This is a genomic window from Campylobacter ureolyticus (assembly GCF_027277485.1).
GTDB classification, from domain to species: domain Bacteria; phylum Campylobacterota; class Campylobacteria; order Campylobacterales; family Campylobacteraceae; genus Campylobacter_B; species Campylobacter_B ureolyticus_B.
In genome coordinates, this window is the sequence record NZ_JAPXGQ010000004.1 from 109133 (window position 1) to 130163 (window position 21031).

Consider the following 21031-nt stretch of genomic DNA (forward strand, 5'->3'; position numbering starts at 1 on the left):
AAAGCCTTAAAGTTAAGGCTTTTTACTTAATTTACTTTAGCTCGCCCCAACTTTTTGCAACTGAAAGACTACTTATCAATGGAACATTTAGCATATAAACATTTTGCATAATATCCCTAGCTGTCTTTCCAAACTCATCAATCATTTCATCTTTTACCTCAAAAATAAGTTCATCGTGAATTTGTAAAAGCATCCTAGCATTTTCACTTAACAAAGGATAAATTTTTACCATCGCCATTTTTATAATATCAGCTGCACTTCCTTGAAATTTAGTATTAACACTTTCTCTTTCGTACATAGCCAATTCTCTCGGTCTAGCATTTGCAAAATCAAAAAATCTTTTTCTTCCTAAAATAGTAGTTGTAAAACCACTATTTTTAGCACTTATTTTTATACTCTCTAAAAACTCTTTTATTGTAACAAAAGCCTTAAAATAACGCTCGATATAATCTTTTGCTTCGCTTCTTGAAATTCCAAGTTCATTTGAAAGCTTATTAGCTCCCATTCCGTATATTAGTCCAAAATTTATACTTTTTGCAATAGCTCTTTTATCTTTATCACTGTTTCCAAATATGCTAATAGCCGTTCTTGTATGAATATCCTCACCATCATTAAATGCTTTTAGAAGCGATGGATCTTTACTAAAATGAGCCAAAAGTCTAAGCTCAATTTGAGAATAATCAAGTGAAATCAAACTAAAACCACTTTTAGCAACAAAGCAATCTCTTATATCTTTTGCCAAAATTCCTCTTGCTGGAATATTTTGAAGGTTTGGATTTTTGGATGATAATCTTCCTGTGATTGTTCCAGTTTGTAAAAACTGAGTATAAATCCTACCCTCACCACCATTTCTCTTATCTTCTAAAGAGTATTTTAAAAGTGGCTCCACATAAGTACTTGAAAGTTTGTAAAGTTCTCTGTAATCAAGTAGTTTTTTTATAACTTTATGTTCGTTTAAAAGTGAGTTTAGGACACTTTCATCTGTGCTATAGCCAGTTTTAGTTTTTTTCTTAGAAGGTAAATTTAGTTTTTCAAAAAGGATTATGCCAAGCTGTTTTGGAGAGTTTATATTAAATTTTTCTTCACTTAATTCATAAATCTTATTAGTTAAATCTTTAAGCTCTTTATCTAGAAAAATACTCATTTCTTTTAATTTTTTAGAATCAGTTAAAATTCCTAAATTTTCCATATGCAAAAGCACTTTTATAAAAGGAAATTCTAAATTTTGAGCCAAATTTAAAAGTTTTTTATCAAGATTGTTATTAAAATATTGATAAAATTTGAGTGTTATCCAAGCATCTTCAGCTGCATATTTACTAGCATTTTTTAAAGATACATTAGAAAAATTTTCTCCTTTTTTTACAATATTTTCAAATTTAACCGTATCATAATCAAACAATCTTTTTGCTAAATTATCCATCCCAGCACTTTTTTCTGGATTTTCAAGCCATGATAGAATCATAGTATCAAAATAATTCTTAGGTGTATCTATGTCAAAATTATGTTTTATAATATCAAAGTCAAATTTTAAATTATGCCCTACTAGGATCGAATCATAAAGCTTTAAAATAGCTTTTTTTGCAATATTGTAATCAATTTGCCTATCCACACCTAAATAGTTGTGATTTAGTGGAACATAGTAAGCTTTCTTAGACTCAAAACAAAATGAAAACCCAACAATTTTAGCATTTCTACTATCAAGTCCTGTTGTCTCTGTATCAAAAGCAACAATTGAGTCTTTATCTATTTTTTCTAATACTTCTTTAAGTTTTTTTTCATCATTCAGTAAAATAGCTTCAAATTTATCATTATTTTCTTTAAAATTTTCATCATTTTGAACCTCATTATTACCAAAATTTAAATGGGTTTCCAAAGTAGCTAAAATTTTACTTAAAGAGTAACTTTTTAAAATATCTGTAACTTTCAAAAGTGGATTTAAGGTTGGAAATTTAGCATTTTCTAAATTTGGAATTTCTAAATTATCATATAAAGATGCTAGTTTTTTACTTAAAAAAGCATTTTCTTTGCTTTCAAGAAGTAAATTTTGATGTCTTTTATTTGAAACTTTATCTAAATTTTCATAAATTTCTTCAATGTTTTTAAATTCTTCTAAAAGTTTCTTGGCTCCCTTGTCGCCAATACCTTTAACTCCTGGAATATTATCACTACTATCGCCTGTAATTGCTAAAAAATCTCTAATTTGATTTGGATAAACACCATATTTCTCATAGCAAGCCGCACTATCATAAAAAAGTTTTTTTGATGGACTATAAATAGAAACTTTTCCATCTTTTATCAGTTGATAAAGATCTTTATCATGTGTTACGACATTTATAAAAACATCTTCGTTTTCTAGCTTTTTTACAGCACTTGCAATAATATCATCAGCCTCATATCCTTCATAAGAAACACTGCAAAGTCCCATCTTTTCTATCATTTCTATACAAACTGGAAGCTGGGCTAAAAGTCCATCGGGTGGAGTTTGGCGATTGGCTTTATAATTTGGATCAATTTCACTTCTAAAAGTTTTTCCCTTGCTATCAAGTGCAAAAATTAAATAATCGCTTTTATATTCATTTTTCAAATTTAATATAAAATTTGCAAATCCAAATACCATAGAACTTGGCTTTCCATCTTTGCTTTTTAAGGAACTCATCGCATAATACAGTCTAAAAAAAAAGCCAAAAGTATCAATAATCGTAAGTGTTTTCATAAATTTTCCTTAAATTTAGTGATTTTTGTGTATAATTCTATCACAATTTAATTATCTAAGGAGAAAACATGTTTAAAAAAATGATTTTTTGTGCTTTTGTAGGATTATTTTTAGCAGGTTGTGCAGGAAGCAATGGCGTTTATAAAAATTACTATGGTGTAGTTGCTCCCAAAACAACACTAGAAATTTTTAAAGATGTAAATGGAAATTTATATAAAGTCTATAGTGATGATAACTTTGAAAGTGCAATTTTAAGCGTAACAGATCTAGGAACTTTTGATCTTAAAAGGGCTGTTAGTGCAAATGGTATAAGACTTGTTACAAAAGATGAAAAAGTTGAAATTTTCTATAAAAATAACGAAGGAATTTTCAATATAAATGGTAAAGAAAAACCAATTTTTAAATAAAATTTTTAATTTTTAGAGGCGAAAGCTGCCTCTAAATTACATATTTTTTATAAATTTATAAATGTGCTTTCCTATTTCCATTCCATATTTTTTTACCAAAGCGTTATGAAATTCACCCATGTTATTAGATAATTTTTTTATATTTTCTATTTCTATTTTATGTTTGTTGTAAAAATCTTCCTCTTTGCTTTTTTGAACTGTATTGTCAATAAAATTTATTTCTTTTAAAAACTCAAAAAGCTTTTCGCCATCATTAAAAAATTTATCAACCAAAAAATATTTTATATCTTTTTCATCTTTATAAGCCTGAATAATAATATCGATATCTAATCTTTTTTGCACATAAAATATCATGGGATCAAAACTAGAATCGTAGTTTTTAATAAATCTGTATAGCTCAATTCCATCTTTGTTAAATTCTTTAACTAGTTCATTATGAAAATCTGAGTTTTTATCTGTTTTTATTAGTATTTTCTTTATTTTTTCTTTATTTATCCTATATAAATTATCTATAGTAGCATCATCTTTAACAATCATCAAATCTTTCTTTTTTACAGGAACTAATGATGTAGAGTTGTCAAATTTAATATTTTCTACATTTTTATTGAAAAGTTTTTTAGTATACCTAAGACTAGAGAAAATATTATCATTACTAACCATATAAATTTTATCGTTTACATATTCGGGTCTATTTAGTATAGAGCCTAAAATAGTAAAAAGAATTTTATCAGCATAGTTTTTATCAGCACTATTAAAATGATAAATTTTATACTCAATATCTTCAAAAAACTCCAAAACAGACATACTAAATTTTAAATTTGAATTACCAACAAGATAAAATTTATCTGTTTTCTCAAATTTTTTACTTTTTAAAAATAGTTCTAAATTTACATTTTCTATATCTATTAAATATATACTCATCCAAATTTCTCCTTTAAAAAATTATTCCATATCTTTTAATTCTTGCACCAAAAACTCACCTGTGTAAGATCCTGTTTTTTTATAGTTTTTAGCAAGCTCTTTTGGAGTTCCGGCAGCTATAATTTTACCCCCTTTACTCCCACCTTCTGGGCCCATATCTACAATATAATCAGCATTTTTTATCATATCCATATTATGCTCTATTACAAAAACTGAATTTCCAAGATCAACTAAATGACCCAAAACTCCAACAAGCTTATCAACATCTGCAAAGTGAAGCCCAGTGGTTGGTTCATCTAAAATATAAAGAGTTTTACCAGTATCTGCTTTACTTAACTCTTTTGCAAGCTTTACTCTTTGAGCTTCGCCACCACTTAGGGTAGTTGCATTTTGCCCCAAAGTTACATAACCAAGCCCAACATCTTTCATAGTTTTTAGTTTTGCTTTTATCTTTGGAACTGCTTTAAAAAACTCAAAAGCCTCATCCACGCTCATTGCCAAAACCTCAGCTATGTTTTTTCCTTTATATAAAATTTCCAAAGTTTGGTCGTTGTAGCGAGTTCCATGACAAGTATCACACTCAACAGTAATATCTGGTAAAAAGTGCATTTCTATTTTTATAACACCATCACCACTGCATTTTTCACATCTTCCACCTTTTACATTAAAGCTAAATCTACCTATTTTATAACCTCTTGCTTTTGCTTCTTTGGTTTGTGCAAATAAATTTCTTATCTCATCCATTACGCCAGTATAAGTTGCTGGATTGCTTCTTGGAGTTCTTCCTATTGGACTTTGATCAAGATAGATAACTTTATCTAAATTTTGAAGTCCTTCAATTTTTGCATTTTTTAAAGTTTTTACTTTTTTAGCATGATTTAACTCTTCTAGTGCTGTTGGTAAAAGAGTTTGAAGTAAAAGTGAGCTTTTTCCACTTCCGCTAACACCTGTTAAGCAGACTAAATTTCCAAGGGGAAATTTGGCACTTAAATTTGAAATATTATTAATCGTTACATTTTTTAAAGTAAGCCAATTTTTTTGTGGTCTATTTTTTTGATGATTGATTTTTTTTATGCCATTTAGATATTTTGCAGTTTGAGTATCGCTTTTTAAGAGTGTTTTTACATCTCCTGCAAATATAACTTCCCCACCTTTTTTTCCTGCAGCTGGTCCGATATCTACCACAAAGTCAGCATTTTCAATAGTTTTTTTATCATGCTCAACAACGATTAAGGTATTTCCTTTATCTCTTAAATCATCAAGTGTTTTAATAAGCTTTAAAGTATCTCTTTCATGAAGCCCAATACTTGGCTCATCAAGGACATACATAACCCCACTTAAGCCACTTCCTATTTGTGAAGCAATCCTTATCCTTTGAGCCTCTCCACCACTTATAGTCCTACTATCGCGCCCCAAACTTAGATATCCAAGACCTACATTGTTTAAAAACATAAGTCTTTCTCTTATTTCTTTTAATATTGGCTTTGCAATTGTTTTTTGCTGAGTACTTAAATAGCTAAAATTTTTATTATTTTTAAAAAACTCAACACAATTTTCTATACTCATATCTATTATATCGGCTATATTTTTATCAGCAACCAAAACAGCCAAACTTTGTGCTTTTAGCCTATGTCCTTTACAAGTTGGACAAGTTCTTTCTGTCATGAAATCCTCAAAATCACTCTCATTTTTGAGCATTTCATAAACATATTTCAATGCACCTTCAAATTTACGAGTTAATGCATGTCTTTTCCATACAAATTTTATTTCTTTGCTATTTCCATATAAAATAAGTTTTTTATCACTTTCTTTAAGCTCACCATATGGCATGTTTGTTGGAATATCATTTTGTTCACAAAATGCAATCATAAATTTATGATAATAACTTTTATTAAAACCATATAATAGTTTAATAGCACCTTTTTGGACACTATTTTGTTCATTTACTATCTTATTTATATCAATTGTGTATCTAACTCCAAGCCCATCACACTCTTCACAAGCTCCTTTAACTGAGTTAAAACTAAAAGTCAGTGGCTCAAGCGGTGTAAAAGAAATTTTACAATCAAAACAAGCCATATGCTCACTATAATGAATATTTGTTTCTTCTACTCCAACCTCATCAGCATTCATCACTTCAACCTCAAGCTCTCCATAGCTTAAATTTAAAGCTTTTTCTACATCAGAGGCAATTCTTTCTTTATTTTCAGTATTTACTACAACTCTATCAATTACAGCAAAAATTGTATGTTTTTTAGTCTTTGAAAGTTCAATATCTTCATCAAGTCTTACCATAACTCCATCAATTTTTGCCCTTATAAAACCCTTATTTCTTAAGCTTTCCAGCTCATCAATAAAAGTTCCTTTTTTTTCTCTTGCAATTGGAGATGAGATAATTATTTTAGAATTTTCTGGTAGTTTTAAAATTTCATTTATTATATCGCTTGCACTCATTTTAGAAATTGGCTTTCCACACTTATGACAGTGCTGAACTCCAACTCGTGCAAATAAAAGCCTTAGATAATCATATATCTCAGTTATTGTTCCAACTGTTGAACGAGGATTTTTAGAAGTTGTTTTTTGGTCAATCGCAATGGCTGGAGTAAGTCCATTTATCTTATCAACATCTGGTTTTCCAGCCCTATCTAAAAACTGTCTTGCATATGAACTTAGGCTTTCCATATAACGCCTTTGTCCTTCGGCATATAAGGTATCAAAGGCAAGCGTACTTTTTCCACTTCCACTAAGTCCTGTAAAAACTACAAATTTATTCTTTGGAATTTTTAAATTTAAATTTTTTAGATTATTTTCTCTTGCGCCATAAATTTCTATAAAATCGTTCATAATTTTCCTATTCTTTTATAAAATTTTAAATTTAATATTATAACACAAAAATTTTTTTAAGCATAAATAAAAGCATTAATAAATATAGGGCTAAAAGAAGGTTTTTTTGTAATTTTTTATTTACCCTATGGCTTAACTTTATACCAAAATAAACACCCAAAAGCGATCCAAATCCTAGCATAATTCCGTATTTAAAATTCACAAGCCCATTTAATGACATGCTCACAAATCCCGATATAGAAGAAAATATTACAAAAAATAACCCCATCGAAATAGCTTTTTTTATATCAAATCCCATAAATCCTACTAAAATAGGTGTTAAAAAAACAGCTCCACCAACACCAGTGCTAACTGCAAAAGCTCCTATAAAAAGCCCTAATAAAAACAAAAGTGGTTTTGAATCAATCTCTTTTTTAGCCTGCTCAGTAGAAAAGAAAAATTTTAAAATTGAAACTAAAAGCACAAATGATAGAAAAATTTCTAAAGCTATTTCACTGACATTTGATACGATAAATCCACTAAAAATAGCTCCTATAAACCCTCCAAAACTAACAAAAATTCCCTCATTTATCCTAAGTTTTCCAGCTTTATAATTAAGATATGAGCCAAAAATAGAGCTAAAAAGCATCTGAACAACTGAAACTCCAACTGCAGTTTTTATACTATATCCCATAAAAATCATAGTTGGCACAACAACACTTCCACCCCCTATGCCAAAAAAACCTGAAATTATACCAACAACAGTTCCAAAGACCAAAAATACAAAAATATCAAAAAACATATCCATCAATTTTCCAAAAAAATAAAATATAAAAATTGTATCAAAAAGTAATTAAATATAAGCAAAAGTTATTTTTTTGATATAATAACTAAACTTTTATTAAAGGAAAGATTATGAAAAAAATTTTAGTTTTTTTATTTGTATTAGTGTTCGGGCTTGGTGCTTTGAATGCAGAAGAATATGACTACAAAAATGCAAAACCTGAAAATATAAAACTAACTTATGCAAAATATGTTTATTATAGAATAATAAATTTTGGTGATGATGAATATGATTTTTACTCACCTGAACTTAATTTTCTAGATGAGTTAAATAGTGCTGTTGGAAACTGGCCAGATGGAAGAAGACTAGAACAAGGCAATGGTGGAATTGGTGTTAAAAGTGTAAATGATATGAGATTTATTAAACTTCCGAGTGGAAATATACAAGTTAGTTTTCAAAACTATGACAAAATTTCAACAATAGAACTTGATATTTTTTGTCTTAATGATATTTCAATGCGTGATGGTCATGGCTGTTTCATTGATGATATTATTGAGTATAATGAATTTACAAAAAAATTTGAATCTGCAAAACAGGATTATATAAACTACGCGAAGCAAGATAAAGAAATACTTAAATTTTTAAAAACATTTAAATTTGCAAATTAATTAGTAATTTTATGTTTTTTAAAAAAACTATCATTTTGCCATATGGATATTTAAGAGTTTTGTAGCTACAAGCTTAATAAATTTTTTACAAAATTTAATAAAAAAAGGAATGAAATATGCAAGATTTTGCACCGTTTATGATAAAACTACAAAAAGGCTATCCACTTGATAGTAGCGATTATGAGATAATTTGTGCGGCAATAAACAATAAAGATTATGATATAGTTCAACTTGGAGGACTTTTAGTTTTAATAAGTGAAAAAAGTCTTTACCCGGATAGTCTGGCTGCCTTTGTTAAAAATATCTTAAAATACTCAGTCACATACAATAATCCAAATGATTATTTTGACATAGTAGGAACTGGTGGAGACAAGTTAAAAACAATAAATGTTTCGACAACCTCAGCATTTATCTTAGCAGCTCTTGGTGTAAAAGTAGCCAAACACGGAAATAGAGCAATAACTAGCAAAAGCGGAAGCAGTGACGCACTATCAGCCTTAAATATCCACTTTAGTTCAAGTATAGAAGAAAACGACAAACTTATAGAAAAAACAAATTTAGCTTTTTTTCATGCACCACTTTTTCACAAAATTACAGCCGAAGTTAAAGAAGTTCGTAACCGCTTAAAAATCGGTACTGTTTTTAATATATTAGGACCACTTTTAAATCCAAATTTAAGTCTTTCGTATCAACTAGCTGGCAATTATTTAGAAGAAGTTAATGGTTTAATGGCCGAAACTTTGATGCATCTAGGAAGAAAACATGCTTTGGTAGTTCATGGGATGGATGGGATGGATGAAATAACAATTTGTGATGAAACACTAATTCATGAAGTAAAAGATGGTAAAATTTTAGAATATAAAATTACACCTGAGCAATTTGGTTTTCAAAGAGCGTTTCACAAAGATGTGGAAGGTGGTACAGGTGATGAAAATGCTGAAATTTTAGAAGCAACTTTAAAGGGTGAAATAAGCGGAGCAAAATTTGACATAGTCATATTAAATGCAATGTTTGGCATGTATTGTGCCGATAAAGTTAAAAGTCCAAATGATGCAAAAGAAATCATTTTAAATGCCATAAAAAATGGAAAAATTTGGGAATTTTATCAAAATTATAAGAATTTAAAGCATTAAATTTAGGGTTTTACATGGCAAAAATAGAGATTAAAATTTGTGGAATTAAAAGCCTTGAGGAAGCAAAAAACATTATAAATTTAGATATTGATTATTTAGGTGTTATTTTTGCCGATTCAATTAGAAAAGTTAGCCTGAAAACAGCTACTGAAATTTCAAACTTTGTAAAAAATAGTGGTAAAAAATGTGTTGGGGTTTTTGCAAATTTAAAAGAAGATGAAATTTTAAACAACTCATTAAAAGCAAAACTTTATGCTGCTCAAATTTATGGGGATTATAGTTTAAACTTATACAAAAATTTAAATAAAAACAATATAAAAGTTTGGAAAGTTTTTAACGTTATAGATGTTTTACCGAATTTAGAAAATTCTAAATTCGATTTAGCATTATTTGATTACAGAGGAAAAAAACTGGGCGGAAATGGAGTCAATTTTTGTTGGGAAATTTTAAAAAACCTAGAACCATTTAACTTTATTATGGCCGGAGGAATATGCGCTAATAATGTTTTAGAGGCTGCAGAGTATAATCCAAAAATTTTAGATATAAATAGCCTTGTTGAAGATAAAAATGGTGTAAAAGATCCTGAATTAATAATGGAAATTTTAAAAATTTTGAAAGAAAACGAATATAAATAGTGAATATTAGCTTAAATTTAAATAAATTTATATATAATCATACAAAAAAGAAGGTAGTACATGAATAAAAAAGCATATTTTGGTGATTTTGGTGGTCAATTTATTCCAGAAACCGCAATGTTTGCAGTTGAAGAACTTGAAAACGCATATAAAAAAATAGCAAAATCAAAAGAGTTTAAAGATGAGCTCAACTATCTTTTAAAAGAATATGTTGGGCGTCCAACCCCTCTATATCATGCAAAAAATTTAAGTAAATACTATGGGCATGAAATTTACTTAAAAAGAGAAGATTTAAATCATACAGGAGCACATAAAATAAACAATGCCCTAGCACAAACTTTATTAGCCAAAAAAATGGGTAAAAAGAAAGTAATTGCTGAAACAGGAGCTGGACAGCACGGAGTAGCCACAGCTACAGCTGCAGCACTTTTAGGACTTGAGTGTGATGTTTATATGGGTGAAGTCGATGCCAAAAGACAAGAGCTTAATAAATTTCGAATGAAACTTCTAGGTGCCAATGTAGTTGAAATAAAAGATGGTTTAAAAACATTAAAAGAAGCTACCACAGCAGCAATCCAAGCATGGGTTAATGAAATAGAAAGTGTTTTTTATGTAATTGGCTCAGTTGTTGGACCACATCCATATCCTACTATGGTAAGAGATTTCCAAAGTATAATTGGAAATGAAACAAAATCCCAACTAAAAGAAAAAGGTATAAATGCTGATTATATAATCGCTTGTGTTGGCGGTGGAAGCAATGCAATGGGAATATTTTCAGCTTTTTTGGATGATAAAAATATAAATTTAATAGGGGTTGAAGCAGGTGGTCTTGGAGCAAGTACACCATACAACGCAGCAACTCTTACAAATGGAAAAGAAGGAATAATACATGGCATGAAAACTATTGTTTTACAGGATAAATTTGGTAGAATTTTGCCTGTGCATAGTATTTCTGCAGGACTTGATTATCCTGGTGTTGGACCAGAACATTCAAATCTATTTAAAACAAAAAGAGCAAATTATTATGCAGTAACCGATGATGAATGCATAAATGCTTTAAAACTTTTATCACAAAAAGAAGGAATTATACCAGCTATTGAAAGCGCTCATGCTCTAGCATATTTAGAAAAACTTTGCCCTAAACTAGACAAAAAATCAACAATAGTTGTAAATGTTTCAGGTAGAGGCGATAAGGACATGGACACTGTGATGAACTATGAAAAAGGAAAAATTTATGGATAAAATAAAAGAGTCTTTTGACAAAAAATTAAAAAGCGGCAAAAAAGCAAATATTGGTTATATAGTTGCTGGATATCCAGATTTAAACTACACAAAAGAACTCATTAATAATCTTGATAAGTGTTCAATTGACATTCTTGAACTTGGTATTCCATACACCGATCCTTTAGCTGATGGAAAAGTCATTTTTGATGCAAGCTTTAAAGCTTGTCAAAATGATGTAAATACTGACAAAGTATTTGAAATGCTAAAAGAATGCAAAACTAATAAATGCTTAGTTTTTCTAGTTTATTATAATTTAATTTTTTGCTATGGGTTAGAAAATTTCATAAAAAAAGCAAAAGAAGTAGGCATTAGCGGTCTTATAGTTCCAGATCTTCCTTGCGAGGAAAGCGACGAACTTTTTGAAATTTGTAAAAAATATGAAATTAGCTTAATTCCACTTATAAGCATAACGTCAGAATACAGATTAAAAAAACTTTTAGAAAAATCGAGTGGATTTATATATGCAATTGGCTCAATTGGCGTAACAGGCGGCAAACAAACCCCAATAAGCAGACTAAAAAATATGATATCTGATATTAAAAAAGCGAGCGATTTGCCAATTGCTGTTGGATTTGGTATAAGAACAAATGAAGATGTAAAACTAACTAAAACGTATGCTGATGGAGTTATAGTAGGAACATCTATAGTTAAACTTTTAAACAAATTTAGTGTGGAAGAAGCTTTAGTAAGAATTGATGAAATTTTTAAGGATTAAAATGAAAAAAATAATTTTTAGTATTTTTATACTATTTAGTTTTTTAAACTCAGCGACTTTAATGAAATATGAGACTGTTGAAAACGATAACAATGTAGTTTTAAAACTTTTTTTTGACTCAGCTTTTGAGGGCGGAATATTTGAAAAAAAAGACAAAGATAGTTTTATTATTATACTTGAAAATACACAAACAAATGAGAAATTTACAACCCAATTAAACTCAAATATTATAAAAGAATTTGTAATTCAAAACAATAAAAACAATACTGAAATAAGCATAAAAAGTAATTCAAATTTAGAAACAAATGCTTCTATTTTGCAAGATGGTTTAGAACTTAATGTTAAATTTATAAATAAAGCAGTAGGCAGTACTAGCAAAACTTTAAAAGATGATAAAAAAAGCAATGAAAAATCAAGCTCTAATGGCATTTATAAGTTTTTAATTACTATTGTGTTTTTAATTTTTATAATAGCTTTTATAATATATAAAAAAATAAAAAAACAAAACGAAGAATTTAATAGTTTTAGTAGTGCTATGGAAGATAAACAAGATGAAGAGATACCAAATGAAACTTCAAATAACTCAAATAGCTATGATGATAATAAAGATGATGATTTAAACGAAGAAGAAAATTTTGAAGAAAAAATGCTAAACAAAGAAATAAAAACTCACAATGAGCTCTATAAAAATGATTCTCAAAGTAATGCAAGCATAATTTATCACGATAAAATTGATGATGAAAAAGAAGTTTTATTGATAAAAAGTGATGGAAAAGTTTATTTAAGTTTCATAAGCTTAGATAATGAAATTCCGCAAAATATTTATGAAAAAATACTTGTCGATAAAGATAAGCTTAAAGAATTTTTAAAAATTTGTAAAGGTAAAAATGAGATTTAAATTTGGTGTTTAAAAAACACCAAATTTGACTTAGGAAAATAGAGGTTTTATTATTTTTATCCAATTATCAATCCTTTGCTCATTCATTTCCTCTTCGTTATCATAATCAAGAGCTAGACCAACAAAGTTACCCTTATTATTTAAAGCCTCACTTTCATCAAAGCTATATCCATCAGTACTTATCTCTCCAACTAAATTTGCTCCTGCATTTTTAAGTTCATTAAAGAGCTTAGCCATGCCATTGCAAAACTCATCACTATAACCCTGACTATCGCCTACGCCAAAAACTGCTACAGTTTTCCCAGAAAGCTTTAGTGAGCCAAAATCAAAACTATCCCAATCATCTTGCATATCACCATTACTCCAAGTAGAAGTACCGCAGATTAGTTTATCATAAGTGTTTATAGCATCTGCATTTGTATTTGCCACATCCAAAACATCAGCTTCTATGCCTAATTTTTCACTTATTAGGCTTGCTGCATTTTCAGTATTTCCCATCGAACTTCCATAGACTATTGCCAAACTCATATTAACTCCTTTGAATTATTTTATTTGTAATTGAATAAGGAACCAACTTTATACTTTTTTTACCATCTAAAATTGGTCCTTGTATTTGTAAATGCCTACAAAATCCTTTTTGTCTAGGCAAAACTATATAAATTTCATGTAGATGACCACTTAAACCAAAAGCAAAATTTATCTTTTCTTGTAAATCTTTTTCCTTTAAATCAAATTTATTAAAGCAAGGCATGACACACAAATATCCGTTATTTGGTTTTTTTAGATACAAAATGTCATTTTTTATAAAAATATTTTTTCCCATATGGATTTTATAAATTTTACTAAAAACATAGTTTTTAAACATAAAATCTGCTTCAAAAATGAGTCCTTTTAGGTTTTTATAATAAATCATTTTTATTATCTTAGCTACACTATCCTTTGGGGTGCTAAGCAAAAAAGAATAGTTTTTACTAGCATGTTCTTCATAAATTTTATTTGAAATTTTACAAGTTGAGTTTTTTGGTAAAAAATCTGCTATATAAAGTAAAAAAATTTCCTCTAAGGAATTAGCTAATTTTGCATATTTTAAAGGAATTTTCAAATCATCTTTTGCAAAAGCATTATAAAAAACTAGAAAAAAAAGTCTAATTTCTTCTTTTGAAAATTCCTTAAAAACAGTTGGCACAAACTCACTACCTCCAACTAAAAAGCCAAATTTCATTTCTCAGCAACCAGTTTGTGAACAAAATTCTTTATTTAAGTTAAAAATTTTACAAAATTCACAAAATACACAACTCACACTTCTTTTAGCACAAACTAAAGGAATTTTTCTTTTCTTAACATCACTTTTAATTTTTTTCATAGTATTGTGATTTAAAAATGAAGTTAGCATAACCACGCATTCAACGTCTTGAGGAATTGACTTCCTGTTAACTCTATTTTCATTTCTAGCATCCCAATGCTCTATCTTACTAGCTCCAAGATCTTTTAAAACAGCCTTAATAGGTGTTATCTCATCAGCTCCTATAACTAAAACTGACATTCATTCTCCTTATTGTTATTTTTAGATATTATATAAAATTATTACTTAAAAAAATCTGATACTCATTATCGTTTTAAATATTAATTAAAAAATATTTATTTTTAAATTTTATGTTGAAAATGTATTGTAAATTAAATGAATTTATTCTAAAGTTTCGAAAGTCTTTATTTAAAAAGACTTTCGAATTTAAATGGGTTTTAAACTAGCTCATCGCTATAATCAGCATTGCAAAGACGTTTTAATTGTTTATATCTTCTTATGGCATCAAGCTTATTTATTTCAAAAAGCTCTCTTGCATGTTTTGGATTTATTTTTTTAAGAGCATTATATCTTGTTTCATTTAATAAAAACTCTTCATAAAGGTCAAAATTAGGCTCTTTTGAAGTTAGTTTTAAAGGATTCTTGCCCTCTTTAATCAAAGTAGGATCATAAGTATAAGTTGGCCAATATCCACATCTTGTGGCAAGTTCTGCTTGATTTCCAGAATATCCAAGTCCACCTTTTATGCCATGAGCAATGCACGGGCTATATGCTATAATTAAACTAGGTCCATCGTAAGCTTCAGCTGCAATAATGGCTTTTATTGTATTTGCTTGTGAAGCATTTGAGTTAATTTGCGCAACAAAAATATTTCCATAAGTCATCATCATAATTCCTAAATCTTTTTTTTGCATTCTTTTTCCAGATGCTGTAAATTGCGCAATAGATCCAGTCCTTGAAGATTTCGAACTTTGTCCGCCAGTATTTGAATAGACTTCTGTATCAAGAACTAAAATATTTATATTTTCTCCACTCGCTAGTGCATGATCGAGTCCACCAAAACCAATATCATAAGCCCAACCATCACCTCCAATAATCCATTGAGAGATATTTGGCAAATAGTCTTTTAAATTTAAAATTTCTTTAACACTTTCAATATTTTGATTTTGTTTTAAAATAGCAACTAATGTTTTTGAAATTTCATTTGATTTGAAAAAGTCAAATTTATTTGTAATCCAATCATTATATAGAGCTTTTAAATTATTTGGAACTTTATCAATACTATCAAGCATTATATTTTCAATTCTATGTCTAATAGTTTCATTTGCTATTTTCATGCCCATGCCAAACTCAGCATTGTCCTCAAAAAGCGAATTTGCCCATGCTACACCTTTTCCAGTCTCATCTTTAGTATATGGGGTTGAAGGAGCTGAACCACCATATATAGAACTACAACCAGTAGCGTTGGCAATTATTAAATGGTCTCCATACAGTCTAGTTAAAAGCGTAATATACGGCGTTTCGCCACATCCTGGACATGCTCCATGAAATTCAAAATAAGGTCTTGAAAAACCAATGCCTTTAACACTTTGTTTATTCATTAAATCATCTTTATATTTTACATTTTCGAATAAAAAGTCCGCTTTTTCTTGCTCTCCTTTTTTAAGCTCTTCTTCTAAAGGAACCATTACTAAAGATTTTTCTTTACTTGGGCAGTTTTGAGCACATAACTCACAGCCAGTACAATCAAGTGGACTTACTTGAATTTTGTATTTTAAACCTTTTAATTCCTTACCTTTTGCCTCAAGTAAATCATCGCTTAAATTTGCTTTAGCTTCTTCACTTTCATCAAGCAAAAAAGCCCTTATAACAGCATGTGGGCATACATAGACGCATTGATTACACTGAATACAATTTTCTTTTATCCATTTTGGAACAGTTACACCAACACCTCTTTTTTCATACTTTGTAGTTCCTGCTTCAAAACTTCCATCCTCATAACCCAAAAAAGCTGATACTGGCAAATCATCACCTCTTGCAGCATTCATTGGTTTTACGATGTTTTCTACAAATTCACTTCCTTTATAAAAGTCTTCTTTTTTTATCTCATCTTCTAAATTTGCCCATTCCTTATCAACTTTTACTTGAACTAGTTTATCTGCTCCTTCATCAATTGCCTTATAGTTCATCTCAATTATTTTATCGCCTTTTTTACCATAAGTTTTTTTAGCATATTCTTTCATATAATTTTTTGCTTCATCAAAAGGTATGATATTGGCTAGTTTAAAAAATGCTGATTGCATAATTGTATTTGTTCTATTTCCAAGACCAATGTCGTGAGCTAATTTTGTAGCATTTATAATAAAGAAATTTACATTTTTTAAAGCTAATATTTTCTTAACTTTATTTGGTAGTTTTTCAACTGTTTCTTTGGCATCCCAAATTGAATTTAAAAGAAAAGTTCCATTTTTTCTAATGCCATCAATAACATCATAAATTTCTAAATACGAAGCAACTGAACAGGCAACAAAGTGTGGGTTTGATACAAGATATGTTGATCTAATAGGTTTTTTACCAAATCTTAAATGACTTCTTGTATATCCGCCTGATTTTTTACTATCATAAGCAAAATATGCCTGTGCATAAAGATTAGTTTTATCTCCAATTATTTTAATAGAGTTTTTATTTGCTCCAACTGTTCCATCGGCTCCAAGCCCATAAAACAAGCACTCTATATCATCATCATTTCCAAGTGATATTTTTTCTCCAACCTTAAGAGAAGTATGAGTTACGTCATCGTTAATTCCAATTGTAAATCCATTTTTAGGATTATCTTTTTTTAATTCATCAAATACTGCCATGAGTTGTGCTGGATCAGTATCTTTTGAGCTAAGTCCATATCTTCCACCTACTATTAATGGCGGATTATCTTTATCATAAAATGCTGCTTTAACATCCAAATAAAGTGGCTCACCAATGCTACCTGGCTCTTTTGTGCGATCTAATACTGCTATTTTTTGAACACTTTTTGGCATAACATCAAAAAGATATTTTAAACTAAATGGTCTATAAAGATGAACTTTTATAAGTCCTACTTTTTCACCTTTTTTATTTAAATAATCAACAACTTCCTCTAATGCTTGATTAACTGAACCCATAGCTACAATAATACGAGTTGCATCATGATCCCCATAGTAATTAAATGGTCTATAATCTCTTCCAGTAATTTTTGAAATTTCTTTTAAATAATTAGCCACAATATCAGGGAGTTCATCATAAAATCTGTTTGATAGCTCTCTTGTTTGAAAATAAATATCATCATTTTGAGCAGTTCCTCTTGTTTTTGGATGGTTAGGATTTAGAGCATTATCCCTAAATTCTTTTACTGCATCCTTATCTAAAAGTTTTTCAAAATCGCTATAATCAATAACTTCAACTTTTTGAATTTCATGGCTTGTTCTAAAACCATCAAAAAAATGTAAAAATGGAACTTTACCCTTAATGGCTGAAAGATGTGCAACTCCTCCTAAATCCATAACCTCCTGTACACTATCACTTGCTAACATTGCAAAACCTGTTTGTCTACAGGCATAAACATCTTGGTGATCTCCAAATATAGAAAGTGCTTGAGCTGCCAAAGATCTAGCTGCAACATGTATAACACAAGGAAGATGTTGTCCTGCTATTTTATACATATTTGGGATCTTAAGTAAAAGCCCTTGTGATGCTGTGTAAGTTGTTGTCAAAGCTCCTACTTGAAGTGAGCCATGAACTGAGCCAGCAGCGCCAGCTTCACTTTGCATTTCTACAACTTTAACAGGCATTCCAAAAATATTTTTTTTACCCATACTTGCCCAAACATCTGTGTAATCAGCCATTGGAGAACTTGGGGTTATTGGATAAATTCCAGCAACTTCAGTAAAAGCATATGATGCGTATGCTGCTGCTTCGTTTCCATCCATTGTTTTTGTTATTTTATTATTCATATCTCTATATGCTCCTTTGGTTTTTTCAACTAAGTATAATTATGATATTTTATCTAAAATTGTTAAAAAAAAGGTCAATGAAATATTATGTGTTTTTAAAAGTATAAATATTATAAATTTTTTATATATAAAACAGCTTCTAGCGGAGTTTTAAAAATATTACTGCTATAGTTTTTTAAATCATCAAATTTGCCATATCCACAAGTTAGTCCTATGCCATTTACATTAGCATTTTTAGCTGCCTCTAAATCCATTATGGTATCACCAATCATAAAAATATCATTTTTTAATATATTTTGATCTATAAAACTTAATGCCTTTTTTATAGGTTCGGCATTTGGTTTTGGAAAAGTTACATCATCTCTTCCAATAATAACCTTAAAATATTCTCCAACACTAAGTTCATCAAGCAAAATTTTAGAGTATAAAGATGTTTTAGTAGTTACGACTCCTAAAATAGCAAATTTATTGGCTTCTAAAATAGCTTCTCTTGCAGCTGGAAGTAATGTGGTAGTGTTTAAATAAGTTGATTTGTAATGTTTTTTGTATGATAGAACAAAATTATCAACCATATCTTTGTTTACACCTAGATTTTCAAACATAAACTCAAGTGGATGCCCAATCAAATTTAAAACTTTATCATCACCTGGATAATATTTATTATAAATAGTAAAAGCATGCTTGAAACCATCTAGTATGGATTTTGTAGAATCAATAAGTGTTCCATCTAGATCAAATAATATAATTTTATGCATATATGAAGAAATGAAGAGTGCTTTTGAAAAGCACTCTTTTGGTTTTAGAAATTATTTTCTAAATTTTGCATCAACTCTTCTGTTTTGTGCGCGACCCTCTTTTGTTGCATTTGTAGCAACTGGTTGAGTTTCACCATAACCAACAGTAGTAATTCTATCTGCCTCTAAGCCTTGGTTAACCAATACGTTTTTAACACTATTAGCTCTTCTTTCTGATAGTTTTTGATTGTAGTTTGCATTACCTGTGCTATCGGTATGTCCTTCAAGCAATACTTTGTAGTTATCAGTAGTGTTTAGATAGTCAGTTACTTTATCAATCTCTTTTTTAGCTGCATCATTTACTTTTGCACTATCAAATGCAAAATGAACACCTAAATTTAATCTAATAACTTTTTCGCAACCAAACTCATCAACCACAACACCTGCTGGAGTGCCAGGACATTTATCTATGTTATCAGGAACGCCATCACCATCCTCGTCGCCTATTGGAGCAACAACTACAGGAGCAACATTTTCTGCTCTCTTGCCAAAATCAACACCAAAGCCTAGGTTATAGAACATAAAATGATCACCGTGATCAAATGTTATAGCATCTCTTACTTCTAATTTTGTAGCAAAATTATCTGTTACATAATATTTTAGACCTAAACCATATTGACCAAAGCCTGTATCAGCATCGCTTCCACCGCTGAAGTCCATATATCCACCACCTAATAAGCCATATAATTTAAAATTGTCATTGAAGCTATAGATATCTTTAACAATATTTAAAAAATAGCTATTTAAATCAGGTTTATAAGAATCATCACCCTTAACTCTAAAATCGCTTACTCTATCATATCCAAGCTCAATTTGATCTAGCCAAACATCATTACCTAAATTTTTAGCTATTCTTGCGCCAAATGTAAATGAATTTTTAAGACCTGTGTTTCCCTCAGGTAAAACTCCTCCAACTGTTGGAGTAAATTCCCAATGATAATCAGCATCATTTGCTAAAAGTGCAGTTGATGCACATAAACTAACTGCAAGTAATATTTTTTTCATATCTTTTTCCTTCCTTTCAAAAATATACCTATAATTATAACATAAAGAATATAAATACTTTTTAAAGAGTAATTTTTATCTCTTAGAAAATTGTGGGCTTCTTCTAGCTTTTCTTCTACCAAATTTCTTTCTTTCAACAACTCTACTATCTCTTGTTAAAAGCCCGGCAGGTTTTAATGCCGCTCTAAAATCACCATCCATATCTGCTAAGGCTTTTGAAATACCATGCCTTACAGCTTCAGCTTGTGCATTATAACCACCACCATTTGTGACAGCCCTTATATCCATTGATTTTTCTTGTTTTGTTATAAGTAGTGGTTGAATAACCTTAAGTTTTGTAGCCTCAAGTCCACCAAGCCATGAATTTAAATCCATATCATTAACAGTTATTTTACCACTTCCTGGTTTAACCCACACTTTTGCTACTGCCATTTTCCTTTTGCCTGTTGCATAAACTGTTGCCATAATTATTTTCCTTCTTTATTTGCTTTATTTGTTTGTGCTGTGTGAGGATGCTCACTTCCTTCATAAACTTTAAGTTTTTTTATCATCTCTTTTCCAAGTTTTGTTTTTGGAAGCATTCCTCTAACTGCTAAATTATAAAGTTTAACAGGATTTTTTTCTAAAAGTTCTGCAAATTTTTCACTCTTTACGCTTCCAAAATATCCTGAATGTCTATGATAAAGTTTATCTTCACCCTTGTTTAATCCTGTATAGACTGCTTTTGAAGCATTTATTATAACTACATAATCACCACAATCAACATTTGGAGTGTAACTTGGCTTATGTTTGCCTCTAAGCAAGGTAGCCACTTCTGTCAGCATTCTACCAAATCTTTTACCTGTTGCATCTATAACAATCCAATCGCGTTTAACCTCAGTAGGTTTTGTAATTTTTGTCATTTTTTTTACCTTCATAAATTTTATAAAATGTGATTGTATTTAAAATATGCTTAAATATAG

Annotated in this window: 18 protein-coding genes and 1 pseudogene; 7 read left to right on the forward strand and 12 right to left on the reverse strand. The window is 29.4% G+C overall.

What is annotated here, in order from left to right; all coding sequences use genetic code 11:
• Positions 1–31: 31 nt before the first annotated feature.
• Positions 32–2713, reverse strand: coding sequence for a DNA polymerase I (gene polA, locus O6B72_RS03295; protein ID WP_269492201.1), 2682 nt, complete (start codon positions 2711–2713; stop codon positions 32–34).
• A gap of 68 nt (positions 2714–2781) precedes the next feature.
• On the opposite strand from polA, the gene O6B72_RS03300 reads away from it, so the two are divergent.
• Positions 2782–3120, forward strand: a complete 339-nt coding sequence (locus tag O6B72_RS03300; protein WP_156847793.1) for a hypothetical protein — start codon at positions 2782–2784, stop codon at positions 3118–3120.
• A 36-nt stretch (positions 3121–3156) separates the two neighbouring features.
• Here the strand turns inward: O6B72_RS03300 and O6B72_RS03305 are convergent, their stop codons facing one another.
• Genes O6B72_RS03305 through O6B72_RS03315 form a run of 3 tightly spaced genes read right to left on the reverse strand, consistent with a single transcriptional unit; the run spans position 3157 to position 7672 of the window.
• Entirely contained in the window at positions 3157–4041 is an 885-nt protein-coding gene (locus tag O6B72_RS03305) for a hypothetical protein (protein WP_269492202.1), read from the reverse strand.
• A gap of 21 nt (positions 4042–4062) precedes the next feature.
• Complete coding sequence (gene uvrA / locus O6B72_RS03310) at positions 4063–6885, reverse strand: excinuclease ABC subunit UvrA (protein WP_269492203.1); 2823 nt, start codon at positions 6883–6885, stop codon at positions 4063–4065.
• 37 nt (positions 6886–6922) lie between these two features.
• Complete coding sequence (locus tag O6B72_RS03315) at positions 6923–7672, reverse strand: sulfite exporter TauE/SafE family protein (protein WP_269492204.1); 750 nt, start codon at positions 7670–7672, stop codon at positions 6923–6925.
• A 107-nt stretch (positions 7673–7779) separates the two neighbouring features.
• On the opposite strand from O6B72_RS03315, the gene O6B72_RS03320 reads away from it, so the two are divergent.
• The 6 genes and pseudogenes from O6B72_RS03320 to O6B72_RS03345 all read left to right on the forward strand — a co-directional run bounded on the left by O6B72_RS03320 (position 7780) and on the right by O6B72_RS03345 (position 12981).
• Positions 7780–8316, forward strand: a complete 537-nt coding sequence (locus tag O6B72_RS03320) for a hypothetical protein (protein ID WP_269492205.1) — start codon at positions 7780–7782, stop codon at positions 8314–8316.
• A gap of 122 nt (positions 8317–8438) precedes the next feature.
• Positions 8439–9449 (forward strand): annotated as a pseudogene (trpD, locus tag O6B72_RS03325) (anthranilate phosphoribosyltransferase); the annotation flags it as partial.
• Between the two features lie 14 nt (positions 9450–9463).
• On the forward strand, positions 9464–10084 hold the full coding sequence (locus tag O6B72_RS03330; RefSeq protein ID WP_269492206.1) for a phosphoribosylanthranilate isomerase: 621 nt from the start codon (positions 9464–9466) through the stop codon (positions 10082–10084).
• A gap of 60 nt (positions 10085–10144) precedes the next feature.
• Positions 10145–11326: a tryptophan synthase subunit beta gene (gene trpB, locus O6B72_RS03335; RefSeq protein ID WP_269492208.1), complete on the forward strand. Its 1182-nt coding sequence runs from the start codon at positions 10145–10147 to the stop codon at positions 11324–11326.
• On the forward strand, positions 11319–12083 hold the full coding sequence (gene trpA, locus O6B72_RS03340) for a tryptophan synthase subunit alpha (protein WP_269492210.1): 765 nt from the start codon (positions 11319–11321) through the stop codon (positions 12081–12083). The genes trpB and trpA overlap by 8 nt, the downstream gene beginning before the upstream one ends.
• A gap of 1 nt (position 12084) precedes the next feature.
• Positions 12085–12981: a hypothetical protein gene (locus tag O6B72_RS03345; protein ID WP_269492211.1), complete on the forward strand. Its 897-nt coding sequence runs from the start codon at positions 12085–12087 to the stop codon at positions 12979–12981.
• Positions 12982–13011: 30 nt separating this feature from the next.
• Here the strand turns inward: O6B72_RS03345 and fldA are convergent, their stop codons facing one another.
• From fldA to rplM, 8 genes are all read right to left on the reverse strand, one after another.
• Positions 13012–13509 carry a flavodoxin FldA gene (gene fldA, locus O6B72_RS03350; protein WP_269492212.1) on the reverse strand — a complete coding sequence of 166 codons (498 nt, stop codon included), beginning with the start codon at positions 13507–13509 and terminating at the stop codon, positions 13012–13014.
• Between the two features lies 1 nt (position 13510).
• Complete coding sequence (locus O6B72_RS03355) at positions 13511–14203, reverse strand: hypothetical protein (RefSeq protein WP_269492213.1); 693 nt, start codon at positions 14201–14203, stop codon at positions 13511–13513.
• A gap of 3 nt (positions 14204–14206) precedes the next feature.
• Positions 14207–14524: a DUF2325 domain-containing protein gene (locus O6B72_RS03360; protein ID WP_018713254.1), complete on the reverse strand. Its 318-nt coding sequence runs from the start codon at positions 14522–14524 to the stop codon at positions 14207–14209.
• Positions 14525–14721: 197 nt separating this feature from the next.
• Positions 14722–18270, reverse strand: a complete 3549-nt coding sequence (gene nifJ / locus O6B72_RS03365; protein ID WP_269492214.1) for a pyruvate:ferredoxin (flavodoxin) oxidoreductase — start codon at positions 18268–18270, stop codon at positions 14722–14724.
• A 110-nt stretch (positions 18271–18380) separates the two neighbouring features.
• The gene (locus tag O6B72_RS03370; RefSeq protein WP_269492215.1) at positions 18381–19025 is read right to left on the reverse strand and encodes an HAD family hydrolase; all 645 of its coding nucleotides are present in this window, start codon (positions 19023–19025) and stop codon (positions 18381–18383) included.
• A 51-nt stretch (positions 19026–19076) separates the two neighbouring features.
• Positions 19077–20069 (reverse strand): OmpA family protein, encoded by a 993-nt coding sequence (locus tag O6B72_RS03375; RefSeq protein ID WP_156847779.1) that lies wholly within the window; start codon positions 20067–20069, stop codon positions 19077–19079.
• A 75-nt stretch (positions 20070–20144) separates the two neighbouring features.
• On the reverse strand, positions 20145–20534 hold the full coding sequence (gene rpsI / locus O6B72_RS03380) for a 30S ribosomal protein S9 (protein WP_101637485.1): 390 nt from the start codon (positions 20532–20534) through the stop codon (positions 20145–20147).
• 2 nt (positions 20535–20536) lie between these two features.
• Positions 20537–20971, reverse strand: coding sequence for a 50S ribosomal protein L13 (rplM, locus tag O6B72_RS03385; protein WP_016647329.1), 435 nt, complete (start codon positions 20969–20971; stop codon positions 20537–20539).
• Positions 20972–21031: the final 60 nt, after the last annotated feature.